Origin of the sequence: Flavobacterium johnsoniae UW101 (assembly GCF_000016645.1) — a bacterium.
Classification (GTDB): domain Bacteria; phylum Bacteroidota; class Bacteroidia; order Flavobacteriales; family Flavobacteriaceae; genus Flavobacterium; species Flavobacterium johnsoniae.
This window is the reverse complement of sequence record NC_009441.1, coordinates 310,580-327,832: the sequence shown is the minus strand read 5'-3', so window position 1 is coordinate 327,832 and position 17,253 is coordinate 310,580. Positions and strand designations below refer to the sequence as shown.

General features: G+C 29.5%; 15 protein-coding genes. All 15 read left to right on the top strand.

Annotation, left to right across the window (positions count from 1 at the left end):
* Positions 1 to 20: 20 nt before the first annotated feature.
* The 15 genes from neuB to FJOH_RS01555 all read left to right on the top strand — a co-directional run bounded on the left by neuB (position 21) and on the right by FJOH_RS01555 (position 17,196).
* Positions 21 to 1,064 (top strand): N-acetylneuraminate synthase, encoded by a 1,044-nt coding sequence (neuB, locus tag FJOH_RS01625; protein WP_012022411.1) that lies wholly within the window; start codon positions 21 to 23, stop codon positions 1,062 to 1,064.
* 5 nt (positions 1,065 to 1,069) lie between these two features.
* Positions 1,070 to 2,191: a UDP-N-acetylglucosamine 2-epimerase gene (gene neuC / locus FJOH_RS01620; RefSeq protein WP_012022410.1), complete on the top strand. Its 1,122-nt coding sequence runs from the start codon at positions 1,070 to 1,072 to the stop codon at positions 2,189 to 2,191.
* Positions 2,191 to 3,597 carry a CDP-glycerol glycerophosphotransferase family protein gene (locus FJOH_RS01615; protein ID WP_012022409.1) on the top strand — a complete coding sequence of 469 codons (1,407 nt, stop codon included), beginning with the start codon at positions 2,191 to 2,193 and terminating at the stop codon, positions 3,595 to 3,597. The genes neuC and FJOH_RS01615 overlap by 1 nt, the downstream gene beginning before the upstream one ends.
* A 14-nt stretch (positions 3,598 to 3,611) precedes the next feature.
* Positions 3,612 to 5,045, top strand: coding sequence for an MBOAT family O-acyltransferase (locus FJOH_RS01610; RefSeq protein ID WP_012022408.1), 1,434 nt, complete (start codon positions 3,612 to 3,614; stop codon positions 5,043 to 5,045).
* Positions 5,045 to 5,926, top strand: a complete 882-nt coding sequence (locus FJOH_RS01605; RefSeq protein WP_012022407.1) for a hypothetical protein — start codon at positions 5,045 to 5,047, stop codon at positions 5,924 to 5,926. The genes FJOH_RS01610 and FJOH_RS01605 overlap by 1 nt, the downstream gene beginning before the upstream one ends.
* Positions 5,927 to 5,955: 29 nt before the next feature.
* Positions 5,956 to 6,834, top strand: a complete 879-nt coding sequence (locus FJOH_RS01600; protein ID WP_012022406.1) for a hypothetical protein — start codon at positions 5,956 to 5,958, stop codon at positions 6,832 to 6,834.
* The gene (locus tag FJOH_RS01595) at positions 6,834 to 7,988 is read left to right on the top strand and encodes a glycosyltransferase family 4 protein (protein ID WP_012022405.1); all 1,155 of its coding nucleotides are present in this window, start codon (positions 6,834 to 6,836) and stop codon (positions 7,986 to 7,988) included. Before FJOH_RS01600 ends, FJOH_RS01595 begins: the two co-directional genes overlap by 1 nt.
* Positions 7,985 to 9,523: a glycosyltransferase family 2 protein gene (locus tag FJOH_RS01590; RefSeq protein ID WP_012022404.1), complete on the top strand. Its 1,539-nt coding sequence runs from the start codon at positions 7,985 to 7,987 to the stop codon at positions 9,521 to 9,523. Before FJOH_RS01595 ends, FJOH_RS01590 begins: the two co-directional genes overlap by 4 nt.
* An 18-nt stretch (positions 9,524 to 9,541) precedes the next feature.
* A complete protein-coding gene (locus FJOH_RS01585) occupies positions 9,542 to 11,161 on the top strand; it encodes a hypothetical protein (RefSeq protein ID WP_012022403.1) in 1,620 nt (539 codons plus the stop codon).
* Positions 11,162 to 11,167: 6 nt separating this feature from the next.
* Entirely contained in the window at positions 11,168 to 12,037 is an 870-nt protein-coding gene (locus FJOH_RS01580) for a hypothetical protein (RefSeq protein WP_012022402.1), read from the top strand.
* Positions 12,038 to 12,043: 6 nt separating this feature from the next.
* Complete coding sequence (locus tag FJOH_RS01575; RefSeq protein WP_012022401.1) at positions 12,044 to 13,048, top strand: glycosyltransferase family 2 protein; 1,005 nt, start codon at positions 12,044 to 12,046, stop codon at positions 13,046 to 13,048.
* 35 nt (positions 13,049 to 13,083) lie between these two features.
* Positions 13,084 to 13,638 (top strand): serine O-acetyltransferase, encoded by a 555-nt coding sequence (locus FJOH_RS01570; protein ID WP_012022400.1) that lies wholly within the window; start codon positions 13,084 to 13,086, stop codon positions 13,636 to 13,638.
* A gap of 80 nt (positions 13,639 to 13,718) precedes the next feature.
* Complete coding sequence (locus FJOH_RS01565; protein ID WP_316916567.1) at positions 13,719 to 14,756, top strand: glycosyltransferase; 1,038 nt, start codon at positions 13,719 to 13,721, stop codon at positions 14,754 to 14,756.
* The gene (locus FJOH_RS01560) at positions 14,753 to 15,850 is read left to right on the top strand and encodes a glycosyltransferase family 4 protein (RefSeq protein ID WP_012022398.1); all 1,098 of its coding nucleotides are present in this window, start codon (positions 14,753 to 14,755) and stop codon (positions 15,848 to 15,850) included. Before FJOH_RS01565 ends, FJOH_RS01560 begins: the two co-directional genes overlap by 4 nt.
* Entirely contained in the window at positions 15,847 to 17,196 is a 1,350-nt protein-coding gene (locus FJOH_RS01555) for an O-antigen ligase family protein (RefSeq protein WP_012022397.1), read from the top strand. Before FJOH_RS01560 ends, FJOH_RS01555 begins: the two co-directional genes overlap by 4 nt.
* Positions 17,197 to 17,253: the final 57 nt, after the last annotated feature.

Sequence of the window (17,253 nt, the reverse complement as noted above, 5' to 3'; positions counted from 1 at the left end):
AGTTTATATATTTATTTAAAATGAAATATCCATACATAGAAATAGCAGGTCGTAAAATTGGCCCAGATTATCCGCCGCTGGTAATCGCCGAAATAGGAATTAATCATGAAGGTTTGCTTATAGCTGCCAAAGAAATGGTAGACGCGGCCTATAGAGCAGGAGTTGAGGTTGTAAAACACCAGACTCATATTGTAGAAGATGAAATGACTGGTGCAGCAAAAAAAGTAATTCCTGGAAATGCCGATGTTTCTATTTATGAAATAATGGAACGCTGTTCGTTAAATGAAGCTGACGAATTAGAACTTAAAAAATATGTAGAAAGTAAAGGAATGATTTTTATATCAACTCCATTTTCTCGTGCAGCGGCCGAAAGGTTAAAAAAGTTCGATATTCCAGCCTATAAAATTGGTTCAGGAGAATGTAATAACTATCCGCTTTTAGAGCATATTGCATCTTTTGGAAAACCTGTTATTTTAAGTACAGGAATGAACACAATTGAAAGTATTACAAAAGCAGTTGCCGTTTTTGATAAACATAATATTCCGGTTGCTTTACTGCATACCACAAATCTATATCCTACACCAATTCATTTAGTTCGTTTTGGAGCCATGCTTGAGTTACATCAAGCTTTTCCTGATAAAGTATTCGGATTAAGCGATCATACACTAAATAACAATGCCTGTTTAGGGGCAGTTGCTTTAGGAGCAAGTATTCTCGAAAGACATTTTACAGATCATATGCAGCGTACAGGACCAGATATCGTTTGCAGCATGGATGAAAAAGCATGTCAGGAATTAATTATTTCAAGTGCAGAAATTGCACAAATGCGCGGCGGTTCAAAAAAACCTGCAAATGAAGAACAAGTAACCATTGATTTTGCTTTTGCAACGGTTTGTTCTATTGCTCCAATTAAAAAAGGAGAAGTATTTTCAAAAGAAAATATTTGGGTAAAACGTCCAGGAACAGGAAAAATTCTGGCAGAGCATTTTAATGATTTAATTGGTAAAACCGCAGCGAGAGATATTGATAATGATGAACAATTAATTTGGGAAGATATTCAGTAATATCAATGAAAAAAATCCTTTTTTTGACAGGCACCAGAGCCGATTTTGGAAAAATAAAATCATTAATTTCAATTCTTGAAAAACAAAAAGAATTTGAGGTCTTTGTTTTTGTAACCGGCATGCATTTACAAGAAGAATACGGTTACACCTTAATTGAAATTGAGAGATGTAATTTTAAAAATATCCACACTTTTGTCAATCATACTCATGAAACGACAATGGATTTAACACTCGCTAAAACTATTGAGGGATTTTCTGCTTATTGTAATACAATAACACCAGATATGATTGTTGTTCATGGAGATCGTGTTGAAACACTTGCAGGTGCAATTGTAGGTTCTCTTAATAATATTCTGGTGGCTCATATTGAAGGTGGGGAAATTTCAGGAACTGTTGATGAATTAATAAGACATAGCGTTAGTAAATTAAGCCATATTCATTTTGCTTCCAATACTGAAGCAGAAAAAAGATTGATTCAAATGGGAGAAATTAAAGAATCAATATTTACTATTGGTTCTCCTGATATTGATATCATGTTTTCTAATCAATTACCTAATATAGAAATAGTAAAGGATTATTATAAAATTCCATTTGAAAATTTTTCTGTTGTTATGTTTCATCCAGTCACAACTGAAATCCAGAATATGAAACAATATGCAGAAAATTTTGTATCGGCATTATTAAAAGATAATCACAATTATGTGGTTATTTATCCTAATAATGATCTTGGAAGTCAATTTGTTCTTGACAGCTACGAAAAGTTAAAAAATAATGACCGATTTAGAGTTTTTCCATCACTTCGATTTGAATATTTTTTGACACTTTTAAAGAACAGTCAATTTATAATTGGAAATAGCAGTGCAGGTGTTCGTGAAGCCCCATATTATGGCATCCCGATTATTAACATTGGCACAAGACAGCAAAATAGAGCAATTCATGCAGATATTATAAATGTCAACTATTCTGAAACTGAAATTGCAGGAGCGCTGTCTATTATTGATTCTCATAAAATACAAAAAACGAATGATGATTTTGGACAAGGAAATAGTGCTGAATTATTTCTTAATTGTCTCCAGAAATCGGATATTTGGCAGCTCAATCACCAAAAACAATTTAGAGACAGTTAATGCCTGATAAAAAGATTTTTATTCTTCTTCCTGATGGAGTTGGACTCCGAAATTTTGCTTTTTCTAATTTTTATGAAATAGGATTAGAAAAGAATTTTGATATAACCTATTGGAACAATACACCATTTGATTTGACTGGCTTAGGTTTTAATGAAATTAAAATAAATAATGCCAAATCAAATCCTTTAACAGATAGCTATAAAAATGCTAGAAAACATATAGAGTTAAATCTAAATATTAAAAAAGAAAAAGATCATGTTTACGATACATATCGCTTTCCTTTTTCATATAAAAATATAAAGATAGCTCTTAAAAGTTATATTGCCAGATTTTTGATTTCATTGTACAACTCAGAAAAAGGATTATCAAAAGTTAGGGAAAAAATAAAAAATGGAGAAAAAAAAACAGATTTCTATAAAGATTCTCTAAAGACGCTTGAAATCGAAAGACCAGATTTTATTTTCTGTACAAATCAACGGCCAGTACTAGCCATTGCTCCAATATTAGCAGCAAAAGAATTAAAAATCCCAACAGGGACTTTTATTTTTTCCTGGGATAATCTGCCAAAAGCCACAATGGTTGTTGAGACAGATTATTATTTTGTTTGGAGTGAACACATGAAATCGGAGCTTTTAAAATATTATTCCTATATAAATGAAAATCAAATTTTTGTTGTAGGAACTCCACAGTTTGAAGGTCATTTTGATAAAAACAGCATTATTGATAAAGTTGAGTTTTTTAATAAATATAAATTAGATTTAAGCAAAAAGTATATATGTTATTCTGGAGATGATATTACAACTTGCCCGGATGATGCTCAATATTTGGCTGATGTAGCTGATGCTTTAAGAAAAATTAATGAAGAAAACACAAATTCATTAGGTATAATTTTTAGACGCTGTCCAGTCGATTTCTCAAATAGATATGATAAAGTCTTGGAAAGAAATAAAGACCTAATAGTTTCAATCGATCCAAATTGGAAAAAAATAGGAGAAGAATGGAATACAGTTTTACCAACTAAAGATGATGTCAGCCTGCTTGCAAATACAATTTATCATACTGAGATGGTTGTAAATCTTGGATCATCAATGGTATTTGATTATATATGTTTTAAAAAGCCATGTGCTTTTATTAATTATGATGTGACAAATAGGATAGATAAAAATTGGTCTGTATCAAAAATTTATAACTATATACACTTTCGTTCAATGCCTGATAAAAAATCGGTTATTTGGTTAAATTCTGCTGATGAAATTGTAGATAAAATTAAATCAGGATTGGAACAAAATGATGAAATAGTTCAAAATGCACAAAAATGGTTTGAAATTATAAATCAGCATTCTCCAGAAAAAGCTTCAAATAGAATATGGCAGGCAATAGAATCAATTGCTGATAATTTAGTATAAAATTTAATTAACTTATGTTTTTCAACTCTATAGCATTTGCTATTTTTTTACCAATAGTTTTTTTCTTGTATTGGTTTGTTTTTAATAAAACTAAAAGCACACAAAATGCTTTATTAATTATTGCCAGTTATTATTTCTATTCTTGCTGGGATTGGAGATTTCTCTTTTTATTAGTTTTTTCTACATTCTTAGATTATTTTACAGGAATCCAGATTGAAAAAAGCGAGTCCGAACGAAAAAGAAAGTTTTGGTTTTGGCTCAGTATTTCTGTCAATTTAGGATTTTTAGGAGTTTTTAAATATTATAATTTTTTTGCCGCATCTTTTGCAGAATTATTTACCTCTTTAGGATTTAAAGCGAGTCCTATCTTGTTGAATGTAATTCTTCCGGTTGGAATTTCATTTTATACTTTTCACGGATTATCTTATGTAATCGATATATATTATAAACGAATAAAAGCAGAATATAATTTTATAGATTATTCGTTATTTGTAAGTTACTTTCCTCTATTAGTTGCAGGGCCAATTGAAAGAGCTACTCACTTATTACCTCAGGTTAAGGTAAAACGTGAATTTGATTTCGAAAAAGCAAAAGAAGGGGTTTGCCAAATAATCTGGGGATTGGTAAAAAAAGTAGTCATTGCGGACACTTGTGCTACATATGCAAATGCGATTTTTGATCATTACCAATCAATGAATTCATTTTCTTTAATATTGGGTGCAATATATTTTGCTTTTCAGATTTATGGAGATTTTTCAGGATATTCAGATATTGCCTTAGGAACTTCCAAACTTTTTGGATTAGATTTATTGCGAAACTTCAATTATCCGTATTTCTCTCGAGATATTGCAGAGTTCTGGCGACGCTGGCATATTTCGCTTTCATCGTGGTTTAGAGATTATTTGTATATTCCACTTGGCGGAAGCAAAGGAGGACTTTGGATGAAAATCAGAAACACATTTATAATTTTTGTTGTGAGTGGGTTTTGGCATGGAGCAAACTGGACCTATATAGCATGGGGATTTATAAATGCAGTGTATTTTCTTCCGTTGTTATTATCAAAGAAAAATAGGAACAATATGGATACAGTAGAATTAAAATGGAATTTTGATTCTGTAAAAGTTGCATTAAGTATTCTTTCAACTTTTATTATTACTTGTATTGCATGGGTATTTTTTAGAGCAAAAACAATAACTGATGCTCTTTTATATTTAAAACGAATGGTTTTAAACGGAGATTTTAATTTTCAATATCTTGATAATGAACGTTACAACTACGAATTAATTTTGCTGATAGGAGTATTTACTATAGTTGAATGGAATTGTCGTACAAAAACAGAACCACTTTCGGGGAGAAGAAATATTCTGAAAATTGCATTAGCGATTTTGGCAATTATGGCTTTTGGAACTTTTTCAGATTATAAAGAATTTATATACTTTCAGTTTTAATGAAACGCTTTTTGATATATACAGCTAAAATTATTGTAGTAATAGTTTTAGGAGCAATAGTTTTAGACGGACTTTATACCGCAATATTCCTTCAGTCTAAAAACCGTGGAAAAATTGAAACGGTTGTAAATTCTGATGCACAAAATTATGACGTCGTAATTTTAGGTTCTTCAAGAGCAAACAATCATTTTGTTGCTCCAATGTTTGAAGAAAAAGGATTGAAAACCTTTAATTACGGAATGAGCGGGGGACATTTGTTTGAAGCTTCATTAATGTTGAAATTGATGATGGAAAGAAAGTATAAAATAAAAAATGTAATTCTTGAAGCCGATCTAAATTTGTCCAATGAGCATGATGCCGAAGGTATTTCAGCATATTTTTTACCATACATTCACAATTCAGAAGTAATAAAGAATCATTTTTCAACTCTGGAGAATTTTAATGAGTTGTATTATATCCCATTTTACAGATACATTAAATTTGATGCCAGAATTGGGGTAAGAGAAACTTTCTTTACTCTAATACATAAAAAAACAAATTCTCTGGATAATTTAGGTTATTACCCATTAGAGAAACATAAAAACGGCAATATGAAAAACAACATTGTCAGTTTGAACCCACTGCCTCACAATAAATATTATGAAGAAATAAAATCTATATGCAAAGCAAATAATATAAAATTTATTGCCGTAATGACTCCTATGTGTGAAAATGTAAAAGGAATGAATTACTTTGAAAAAGTTAAAAAGGCCTATCCTGAAATTTATAATTATGAAAGTGTGGTGAAAGAAGATAAATATTTTTCTTCTTGTGGACATATGACTAATGAGGGAGCTAAAATTTTCACAGCAAGAATTTTGAAAGATTTTTTCAAAAAATAAAAAATGTGTCATTAGCAACAGCTTTTAAAATGAAGAAATTCTTATTCTTTTTGTCTAAAATATTTGCAATTATATTACTATTAGCTGTTGTTTTAGATGTTGTGTATACAAAAGCTTATTTGCAGACAAATAAGAGAGGTAAAATAGGGTATGTATACAATTCAAAACCCAAAACGATAGATATTGTTATATTAGGATCTTCAAGAGCGTACTATCATCTTGTTACACCAATGTTTTTAAAAGAAGGGTTTAACACATTTAATTATGGAATGGAAGGTTCAAAATTATTTGAGTCTGATTTGATTTTAAAACTTTTACTGGCAAAAGAAAATAAAATTAAAAATGTAATACTAGAAGTTGATTTAAGTTTAAGCTCAGAAACAGAATATTCAGAAGCTAATACTTTAAAGTTTATGCCTTATTTCTGGGACTCAAAAATTATAAGAGACCAATTTGAGCATTTACCCGAAAATAATATTGAATATTTTCTGCCATATTATCGGTTTATGAAATATGAAACGAAACTTGGATTTCGGGAAATGCTGAGTAATGCTATAGATAAAAAAGGAAGCGATCAGAATGATGGTGGATATTTGGGATTGTTTTATTCAAATCCAGAACTAAAATTAGATCTTTCAAATGTTGAACCAAGAAGAAATAAATATTACGAAGAAATCAAAAGCCTTTGTAAAAAAAATGATATAAACCTCATTGCAATAATGACTCCTGTGTGTAAAAGCACAAAAGGGATGGACTATTTTCAAAAAATAAATAAAATATATCCCGAGATACATAACTATGAAGATGTTATAATTGAAGATAAATATTTTTCATCATGTGCACATTTGACAGATGAGGGAGCTAAAATTTTTACAGCAAGAATTCTAAAAGATTTTTTTAATAAATAATGCACATCGCTTTTTTAACACCAGAGTTTCCGCATGCTAAGGTAGCTTACGCTGCTGGTATTGCTACGAGTATAAATAATCTGGCAAATGCATTAGTTAGCGAAGGTGCAAGTGTTACGGTTTTTGTATATGGACAAAAAACACAAGAAATAATAGTAGAAAATGGAGTTTCTATCCATTTAATAAAAAATAAAAAATTTAAATTTTTAAGCTGGTTTTTCTATAGAAAGTACATTCAAAATTATTGTAATGTAATTATTAAAAAAGAAAAAATTGATCTTATTGAAGCCCCGGACTGGACAGGTATTACGGCTTTCATGAAGTTTAAAGCACCTCTAATAATTCGTTTTCACGGCAGTGATACTTATTTTTGTCATTTAGAAAATAGAAAACAAAAAAAGAAAAACTTTTGGTTTGAAAAAAAGGCATTACAAAAAGCAAAAGCTTGCATTGCACCAACCACTTTTGCCGGGGCACTTTCTAAAGAACTTTTTAAAATAAAAAACAAGGAAATTAAAACAATCCATAACGGATTAGAACTAGAAAAATTTACCAATTATTCAGCAGAAGACTACCAAAAAGGGTTGATGTTGTATATCGGAACTTTGATACGCAAAAAAGGAGTTCTGGAATTGCCGGAAATTTTTGCAAAGGTTCGTAATCAATTTCCAGAAGCTAAATTAGTTTTAATAGGAGCTGATTCTAATGATATAAAAACAGGAAGCGCTTCGACATGGCAGTTAGTTAAAGAAAGATTTCGCGTTGAAGATTTGAAAAATATAGAATATTTAGGGAAAATTCCATACGAAGAAGTTCGAAATTATATTCAAAAAGCAAATGTATGTATATTTCCAACTTTTGCAGAAACCTTAGGAATGGTAACCATAGAATCAATGGCAATGCAGAAAGTTGTTGTAAATAGCAATATTGGCTGGTCACAAGAATTAATAGAAGATGAAGAAAGTGGTTTTTTGGTTCATCCGGCAAATCATAATTTATATGCTGAAAGAATAGTTCAGGTGCTTAAAGATCAAAAAATAACTTTAGAAATAGGAAAACAAGCCCGATTGAGAATAGAAGACAAATTCGATATAAAGAAACTTGTAAAAGAGAATATCGAGTTTTATTGTAAAATAATAAAATCAAATAAATGATTGTCATCTATCATCAAAACAATAGGGTTGTTGAGGTTTTAACAGAAGGGAAAAATATAGATTTTTCTAACAAAAGTATTGCTGAAAATTTATTTAGTATTGCCAAAGAATACCCTGACCATTTAATGATTTGGTGTCGGTTAGATTTAAAGTCATACTTAAATTATTCAAATCTTCAGGATATTTTTCATCATGATAAAATAATGGCTTCTTATACCTTATCAACAAATTTCTTTTTGCCTGAAACAATTGGTTATGTTGATGAAAGCCCATTTTTAAATGTAAAAAAAGATGTTAGTTATCCAACATGGCAAATGAGCGGCGATGTTGGAGGTATAAGCGCATTGGTCTTAAATGCTTTATATAAAGAGGTTCAAAAAGATTCAAATTTTGACTACTTTTTAAATTCACTTGCTAAGTTAGCAATGCTGCGTGGACTTTTGTGTTATTCAGAGCCTAAATTGTTAAGTGAGAAAAAAACAATAAAAGAGAAAAGTGAAAAAAGAAGTTTTTTACTATTTCGATTTGTAAAGCAGCATTATAAGACTCGTTGGACTTTTCTGTTGTTTTTAAACTTACTTATATATGAAAAAGAACTGGCGATATTTCCTTTTATATCAAGTCTTTTCTTTAAAAAAAGAATTTTAAAAGAAACTACTTTACATAAAATTGAAAGCCAGTATAAAAACAACAAAATAATTGAGAAAACAATTGATGTCATTATCCCAACTATTGGTAGAAAGGAGTGTCTTTATGATGTTCTGAAAGATTTATCAAATCAAACATTACTTCCTCAAAAAGTTATTATTGTAGAGCAAAATCCTGATTTAAATAGTGTTTCAGAACTGGATTATATTAGTGATGAAAATTGGCCATTTCAAATAAAACATAAGTTCATAAATCAGGCAGGAGCTTGTAATGCCCGAAATTTAGCACTCACAGAAGTAGAACACGAATGGGTTTTTATGGCAGATGATGATATTAGAATTTCAAATGATTTTTTAGATCAGGCTTTTAAAGTTTTAGAAAAAAGAATCTGTGAGCAAATTACATTTGCATGCTTTGAGCCAAATTATCCCCAAAATAAAAAAGAGAAGGAAATATTTCAATGGGAAACTTTTGGATCCGGATGTAGTATAGTAAGAACTAAAAATGTAAAATCTCTATTTTATAATAAAAGTTTTGAATTTGGTTTTGGAGAAGATTCAGATTTTGGAATGCAGCTTAGAAATTTAGGTCATGATATATTGTATTCTCCTAAACCTGAAATTTTACATTTAAAATCCCCAATTGGAGGTTTTCGAACAAAGCCAATTTTGGTATGGCAGAAAGAAGTAATTCAGCCTAAACCATCACCAACTGTTATGTTATACAAAATTTTGCATTTAACTAAACAGCAGATAAAAGGATATAAAACAGTTTTGTTTTTTAAGTATTATAGAGTTCAAACAATTAAAAATCCAATAAAGTATTTTTTGAAATTCAATAAACAATGGGATTCAAGCATATTCTGGGCAAATCAAATTAAAAAATAATTTTATAAAAGTATATAGTTGATAAAATCTGTTTCATTACTGACCACATCTGAAAAACACAATATTCCTTTTGAAAAAAATCAAAAGCATAAAATTGTAATAGATTTTAATGACTTTAATTTATCTAAAGTTAATTCTTTTGATATTGAAATTGTTTTTTCTGAAAGTATTGCGCAGTTTCGTAATCATGATTATACGTGGGTAAATTGTAATGAAGACAGAATTGCAAATGAATATTGTCCTAAAATCATACGATTACAAAATGGCCAGCTGGTTCAAGCCAATATAACTAATGGAATATGGGAAGTCAATAAAAAGGATAGTTTTAAGCTGCTTTGGCGGTTTAACCCAGAATTTGCAGGATCTATAACAAATTATTTAGGCCATTCAAATAGAAAAAATATCTCGCAGTCTAATAAAAAAAATCATTTTCCAGAACGGTTGACTCTTTTATTTCCTGAAAATTCAGCTTTAGAATTTAGCAGATCAAAATATCCATTTACAGCTATAGCTTGTTTTACAGATCATTGTGATTTTGATACAAAAGAAAATTTAGAACAGCAAAGAGCCTTTTTTAAAGACAATAAGGTAAAAGTTACAAAAGGCTTTTTTCTTAATCATTACTCAAAACGAAGCAATAATGCCTCGTTTCAAAATGAGAAAGATGAACTTCTAAAGTGGAAAGAAGACGGACATGAATTATGTTATCATTCACTTTCACAATCCTTAAAATCTGAAAGTGAAAGTTACGAAGATTTTCAAAATTTTGTTCCGCCTTTAAATAATATAAAGGTGTGGATTGACCACGGATTTCAGCCTTATAACTTTTCACTGTTAAAAAATAATACTTTATCAGAAAAAGATTTTGAAGAAAATTTAAAATGTAAAAATATAAATGTGCTTTGGAATTATATAGATTCTGGAGTTTCTACCACAGGAGTTATAAATCAATTTAACACAAAGCATTTTACATTGTCGAGCTTTTTAAAAGGCAATAAAGATCTTGGTTTGGTAAAAAAAATGCAGTTAATGATTAAGAATATTATTTTTCATTATTACAATGATGAGGATATGATTCTTAAATACAAAAATACCGCTGGAAATTTTAAAAAAGTTATTTTTCAAAAAAAGATAAAATCATTTTTTCCTTTTGTAAAAGATTTTTTAAGTCTTTTTAGTTGCATTTTTTCCGTTATTCTATGTTGGAAAAGTGCAAAAAACAAACCATATAAATTAGCAAAATATTCTCCTGTTGTATTTAAACATATAATTCAGGATGAAGAGTTTTATATATTTCAAACTCTGGAAATGCTTGATTTTCAAAAGTCTTTATCTAAACAGAATATTGAGGATTTGATTAATGAAAAAGGCGTTTTTATTGCACATACCTATTTTTCGGTTCCAATGGAATACCACAGAGGGAAATTGTTTTCATCTGAAAATAAAATCGATCAAAAAGTTTCTGAGAATTTTAAAATCTTAGGAGAAAAAGTCCAAAATAAAGAAATATGGAATCCAACGCTTAGCGAATTAATTGAATATTGGAACGATTTTGAAAAAGCAATTTTTGACATAGAACCAAATGGCAGCGTATTCGTTAGTAATAACATAGATTTACAAATCAGACACGTTATTTAATTATAGATGAATCATAAAATTAAAACAGTATTGTTTAAAACATTAGCTTTACTCCCTAATAAAGTTGATGATTATTGTTATCATAAAATTCAAAGTTTTTTTGATAAGACAACTTTAGAGAGTCGTTTGAAAAGTGTTGAATCAACCTATTTGCGACTTATTAAAGTTCTCAATGATTTAGATATTGATTTGAAAGATAAAACGGTTTTTGAATTAGGTTCGGGATGGTTTCCTTCAATGCCTTATTTTTTCAAGTACAAGATTGGGGCAAAAGAAATAATTACTGTAGATGTAAATGAACATTTTAAAAAAGCCACTGTTTTAGAACTAAATGACTTGTTTTTGAATATTCATAATTGTGAAGTAATACCTGATGCTAAAAGTAAATACGGGCTTCCAAATGAAATTAAATATTTACCTAATTATAATGTTGTAAAACAAGAATTACCAGATGTTGATTTTGTTTTTTCACGTTACGTTTTATCACACATGAATGAAAATGATGTTGATAGATTACATGAAGCAATGAAAACTCAGCTTAAAAAAGGTACTTATGTAGTTCATTTTATATCTCCAAGTGACTTAAGACAGCATGGCGATGCTAATTTGTCTCTTCAGGATTTTTTACAATACAGTAAGGAAGAATGGAATAAGGTTCATACTAAATATGATTATCATAATAGATTAAGATTACCTCATTTTTTGGAAATCTTTAAAAAATACGATTACGAGATTTTACATTTAGATTACGAAAGTCTTCATGAAGGAACAAAGAAATATGATTTGTTTAAAAAGATTAAACTTCATGATGATTTTACCAGATTTTCAGATGAAGAACTAACAGCGGGTAATATTTTAGTAGTTTTAAAAACATAACAAAACATGAAATTATTTCGCTTTTCGCTTATTGTCTGTACTTACATGCGTCCTAAACCTTTAATCAAGCTATTGAAATCGGTTCAGGAACAAGTTTTATATCCTGACGAAATTATAATTATCGATGGCTCAACAGATGATAAAACGGAAGTTCTTTTAAATGAAATTCATTTTGAAAATTTAAAATATGTTAAAGCTAAAGATGAAGATAGAGGACTGACAAGACAGCGTAATCTTGGGATTTCTAATGTACAGAATAATTCGGAAATTATATGTTTTTTAGATGATGATGTTATTTTAGAACCAGATTATTTTGAAAATTTATTGTCTACCTACACAATTTATCCTGATGCATTAGGAGTTGGCGGTTATATTAGTAATGAGGTAAAATGGGAAAGAATACAAGAAAATTATGTTTCCACAATTCATGATTTTACTTTTGACGGTTGGAAGAGAAAAGATGGAAGCAGATTTGTATTAAGAAAAAAACTTAATTTAGATAGTGATTGCCCTCCAGGTTTTTCACCTTTGTTTTCTCATGGCAGAAGTGTTGGTTTTTTACCTCCGAGTGATAAAACATATAGGGTTGAGCAGTTAATGGGAGGTGTTTCTTCATTTAAAAAATCAGTTTTTGATATGTTTTCTTTCTCTCATTATTTTGAAGGATATGGTCTGTATGAAGATGCAGATTTCTCATTGAGAGTAGCCAAAAAAGGAAACTTGTATTTAAATACTTCTGCCAGATTAGCTCACTATCATGATCCTTCTGGTCGTCCTAATCAATACAAATACGGTAAAATGGTAGTTAGAAATGGCTGGTATGTATGGAGAATAAAGAATCCAAAACCAAATTTTAAAGACCGATTGAAATGGAATTCTATTACTATTTTATTAACCTTAATACGGTATAGTAATATATTGACAGAAAAAAATAAAAAAGCTGTAATTACCGAAGCATTTGGAAGAACTATCGGCTGGTGGACTTTGTTAATTAAAAAGCCTCAAATATAAATGCTTAACTGAGAGAGTTATCTTAAAATAAATGTATGCAATTATTTAGGTTTATAAAATCAGATTTTAATAAATATAAGAAATACGGTGCTAATCCTTTCGTAATTCTTTTTTTTACACAAGGATTCTGGGCAATTGTTCAATACAGATTTGCCAATGCTATTCATAAAAATGTAAAATGGAAATTTTTTAGATTTTTATTATTAGCATTTGCTGTTTTGTGGCAAAAATGGATTGAGATTCTTACAGGAATTTCAATTCCTTATTCAGTTCAAATAGGTCATTCTTTTTATATTGGACATTTTGGAGGAATAATTATTAATTCAAATGTAATTATTGGGGACAATTGTAATATTTCACAAGGAGTTACTATTGGTGTTTCGGGATTAAATGAAAATAGAGGAACTCCAACTGTTGGAAATAATGTTTACATAGGAGCAAATGCCGTTCTGGCTGGAAAAATAGTTATTGGTAATAATGTCTTGATTGGTGCCTGTTCAATGGTAAAAGATTCTTTTCCAGATAATAGTGTTGTTTTAGGAGTACCTGCAGTATTAATTTCCCAAAAGGGTTCAGAAGGATATATTTAATGAAATTATTAATTATTTCGACAGCTCCTTTAATTTACAAAGACAACAAGGTATTTGCTTATGGTCCATATACAAGCGAATTGATTGTTTATAAAAAATATATTGAGAAAATTTCTTTTGCATGTCCTGTCTGGACTTCTGACAAAGAACTTTTGGTTAGCGAAATACCATTTTCTATTGAAAATCATTATAAGTTAATCGATTCAAATTTAAATTCATTTACGAATATTTTTAAATCATTTTTTCAGAGTATCTATAATCTGATGATTTTATTTAAAGCAATTAAAGATGCAGATCATGTTCATTTGCGCTGTCCTGGCAACGTAGGATTAATTGGAAGTTTTGCTCAGATTTTTTTTCCAAGTAAAATAAAAACGGCAAAATATGCTGGTAATTGGGACCCAAAAAGTAATCAGCCCTGGACATATAAATTGCAAAAATATATTTTGAGTAATACTTTTTTGACTAAAAATATACAGGTTTTGGTGTATGGGGAATGGCCTGGTCAGTCTAAAAATATAAAGTCTTTTTTTACAGCAACTTATTATGAGTCAGAAAAAAAAATAGTATCAAAACCAGCTTTAAGTACTTTCGTAAATTTTATATTCACAGGTAGTTTAGTTAAAGGGAAAAATCCTTTGTATGCTTTACGACTGGTAAATGAACTAATTAAAAGCGGTAATAATATAGTTCTGAATATGTATGGAGAAGGAATTGAGAGAAAAATTTTAGAGGATTATATTACAACCAATTCTTTGGAACAAAATGTATTTTTACATGGAAACCAGAAAAAGGAAATACTTAAACTAGCATATGAAAAAAGCCATTTTGTGATTTTGCCTTCTAAAAGCGAAGGCTGGCCAAAAACCATAGCAGAAGGGATGTTTTTAGGATGTGTTCCTGTTGCAACAAAAATTTCATGTGTTCCTTTTATGCTCGATCATGGAAAAAGAGGAATATTGTTGGAAATGGATTTGGAAAAAGATAGAATTCAAATTCAAAATTTGTTATCTAATCCAAATGATTTTTTAATTAAAAGTGAACTAGCGCAAAATTGGTCACAAAAATATACTATGGAAGTTTTTGAAACTGAAATTAAAAATTTGTTGAAGAAATGAGAATTGTTCAGATGATAGATTCTCTTGAAGCCGGCGGAGCAGAAAAAATGGCTGTTAATTATGCTAATGCTTTAACTAAAAACATTGCATTTTCAGGACTGGTAGTAACAAGAAAAGAAGGGCAGCTGTTGTCACAAATTAATCAAAATGTTGATTATCTATTTTTGAATAAAAAAAATAAAATCGACTTTAAAGCTGTTTTTAAATTAAGGAAATTTTTAAAAAATAACAAGGTTGATATTCTTCATGCTCACAGCTCCTCTTTTTTTACAGCTGTTCTGGTAAAACTAACTTTGATAAAAATTAAGATAATATGGCATGACCATTATGGAATAAACCAGGATTTACGTTTAAGAAAGAGTTTAATTTTAAAATATAGTTCATTATTTTTTAAAGGAGTTATTTCTGTAAATACAGCATTAAAGGATTGGGCAGTTTCCTATTTGTTGTGTTCAAATGTTAAATACTTTCCGAATTTTATTGAAGATTTTTACGCATCAAATCAGAAAATAGCATTAGCGGGAGAAGAAGGAAAAAGAATAATATGTGTAGCAAATTTGCGTCCTCAAAAGAATCATCTCTTTTTATTAGATACAGCGAATTTAATTAAAGATAAATTTCCGGACTGGAGTTTCCATTTATTCGGAAAAGATTTTAAGGATTCTTACTCCGCTGAGTTTTTTGATAAAATTCAGGATTTGCAGCTTTGTGAGACGGTTTTCTTTTATGGAAGTATTGATGATGTCAGTAATGTTTTAACACAATGTGATGTAGCGGTTCTGCCATCACTTTCAGAAGGACTGCCTTTGGCAGTTTTAGAGTATGGATTACATAAATTGCCTGTAATAGCAACAAATGTTGGAGAAATTAAAAAGATTATTACATCAGAGAATAATGGGGTAATAATAGAAGCAAATAATACTTATCAATTTACTCAAGCACTTACAGATCTAATAATCCAAAAGGATAAAAGAGTTAAAATGGGAAAAAATCTGAACGAATTTATACAATTAAACTTTAGTGAAGTATCCATTATAAAAAATTATCTTTCGTGGATTAATTCTTCTAATTTTGCAGGCAGAAAATCATTATGAAGAATACTCAATTATCATATTATTATATTTTAATAATTCACGCAGTAATTGCTTTAGCAATATTTGTTGCTCCTTTTCTATCCAAGCTATATGCAATTTTAATTTTTATTATAGGGTTTCTTATTGTTTATCGAAACAAAAACAAAAATAATGAGGTATTACTTGTAGCTGCATATTTGGTAGGGGCAGAAGTTTTCCTAAGGATGACCGGAGCAAATTTAAATAATGAATATGTAAAGTTTAGTGTTATATTCTTTATGTTAATGGGAATGGTTTATAGTAACTTTTCCAGTAATAGTATTATATATTTATTTTTTTTAGTATTACTGCTTCCTGGAATTTTGATTACTATAAATGAAGCAGATATTTCAGTTGATATAAAGAAAGTATTGTTTTTTAATTTATCTGGACCTGTATGTCTGGCAGTTTGTGCCTTATACATGTTTAAACGTAGAATTTCATTTTCTGAACTGCAAAATATTTTTTTAGCAATAGGTTTTCCTATTGTTACTACCACAATGTATTTGTTTTTATATACTCCAAGTATTAAAGATGTTGTAACAGGTACTCAATCAAATTTTGAGACATCTGGGGGATTTGGACCAAATCAGGTTTCTACTATTTTAGGATTGGGAATGTTTGTTTTTTTTGCGCAATTTATACTATTTTCAAAATCCAAAAAACTGATGCTTATAAATGCAGGGTTGTTGATTATGATAAGTTATAGAGCAATTGTGACTTTTTCTCGAGGAGGTGTGATTAGCGCATTAGGTATGATAATTTGTCTCCTTTTTATATTGTATTTCAGTTCAAATACCAAAGGCAGGGCTAAATTTACTTATGTTTTTATTGTTACAGGTTTGATAACTGCAGGAATTTGGAGCTATTCATCCCTTCAGACAAATGGACTTATAGGAAAACGCTATGCTAATAAAGATGCTTTGGGAAGAGAAAAAAAAGATCGTCTAGGAGGAAGAGAAGAAGTAATGGATGCAGATATAAAATTGTTTCTTGAAAACCCAGTTTTAGGTGTTGGAGCAGGATTAAGTAAAGAGAAAAGAATTCAATTACTAGGAGAGGAAGTTGCTTCGCATAATGAAATTACCAGAATGTTTTGTGAACATGGTGTATTTGGAATTTTTGGTTTGCTGATACTTTTTGTTACACCTTTTATGCTTTACATTAATAATCGGCAGCATCTATATTTTTTGTCTTGTTTTGTGTTTTGGCTTTTAACTATAAATCACGCAGCAATGCGAACCGCAGCTCCTGCTTTTGTTTATGCGCTATGTCTTCTCTCTGTTCAGGTAAGAAATCCTGAAAAAACTGAAAACCCTACTAGGTAAATTGTTTTTTTATAATACATTTGCCTCGAATTTAAGCCCTTAAATCAACAAAAATAT

Bases quoted from the DNA above. Each gene is read 5' to 3' on its own strand.
- neuB (WP_012022411.1), top strand. From the start codon at position 21: ATGAAATATCCATACATAGAAATAGCAGGTCGTAAAATTGGCCCAGAT.
- neuC (WP_012022410.1), top strand. From the start codon at position 1,070: ATGAAAAAAATCCTTTTTTTGACAGGCACCAGAGCCGATTTTGGAAAA.
- FJOH_RS01615 (WP_012022409.1), top strand. From the start codon at position 2,191: ATGCCTGATAAAAAGATTTTTATTCTTCTTCCTGATGGAGTTGGACTC.
- FJOH_RS01610 (WP_012022408.1), top strand. From the start codon at position 3,612: ATGTTTTTCAACTCTATAGCATTTGCTATTTTTTTACCAATAGTTTTT.
- FJOH_RS01605 (WP_012022407.1), top strand. From the start codon at position 5,045: ATGAAACGCTTTTTGATATATACAGCTAAAATTATTGTAGTAATAGTT.
- FJOH_RS01600 (WP_012022406.1), top strand. From the start codon at position 5,956: ATGAAGAAATTCTTATTCTTTTTGTCTAAAATATTTGCAATTATATTA.
- FJOH_RS01595 (WP_012022405.1), top strand. From the start codon at position 6,834: ATGCACATCGCTTTTTTAACACCAGAGTTTCCGCATGCTAAGGTAGCT.
- FJOH_RS01590 (WP_012022404.1), top strand. From the start codon at position 7,985: ATGATTGTCATCTATCATCAAAACAATAGGGTTGTTGAGGTTTTAACA.
- FJOH_RS01580 (WP_012022402.1), top strand. From the start codon at position 11,168: ATGAATCATAAAATTAAAACAGTATTGTTTAAAACATTAGCTTTACTC.
- FJOH_RS01575 (WP_012022401.1), top strand. From the start codon at position 12,044: ATGAAATTATTTCGCTTTTCGCTTATTGTCTGTACTTACATGCGTCCT.
- FJOH_RS01570 (WP_012022400.1), top strand. From the start codon at position 13,084: ATGCAATTATTTAGGTTTATAAAATCAGATTTTAATAAATATAAGAAA.
- FJOH_RS01560 (WP_012022398.1), top strand. From the start codon at position 14,753: ATGAGAATTGTTCAGATGATAGATTCTCTTGAAGCCGGCGGAGCAGAA.
- FJOH_RS01555 (WP_012022397.1), top strand. From the start codon at position 15,847: ATGAAGAATACTCAATTATCATATTATTATATTTTAATAATTCACGCA.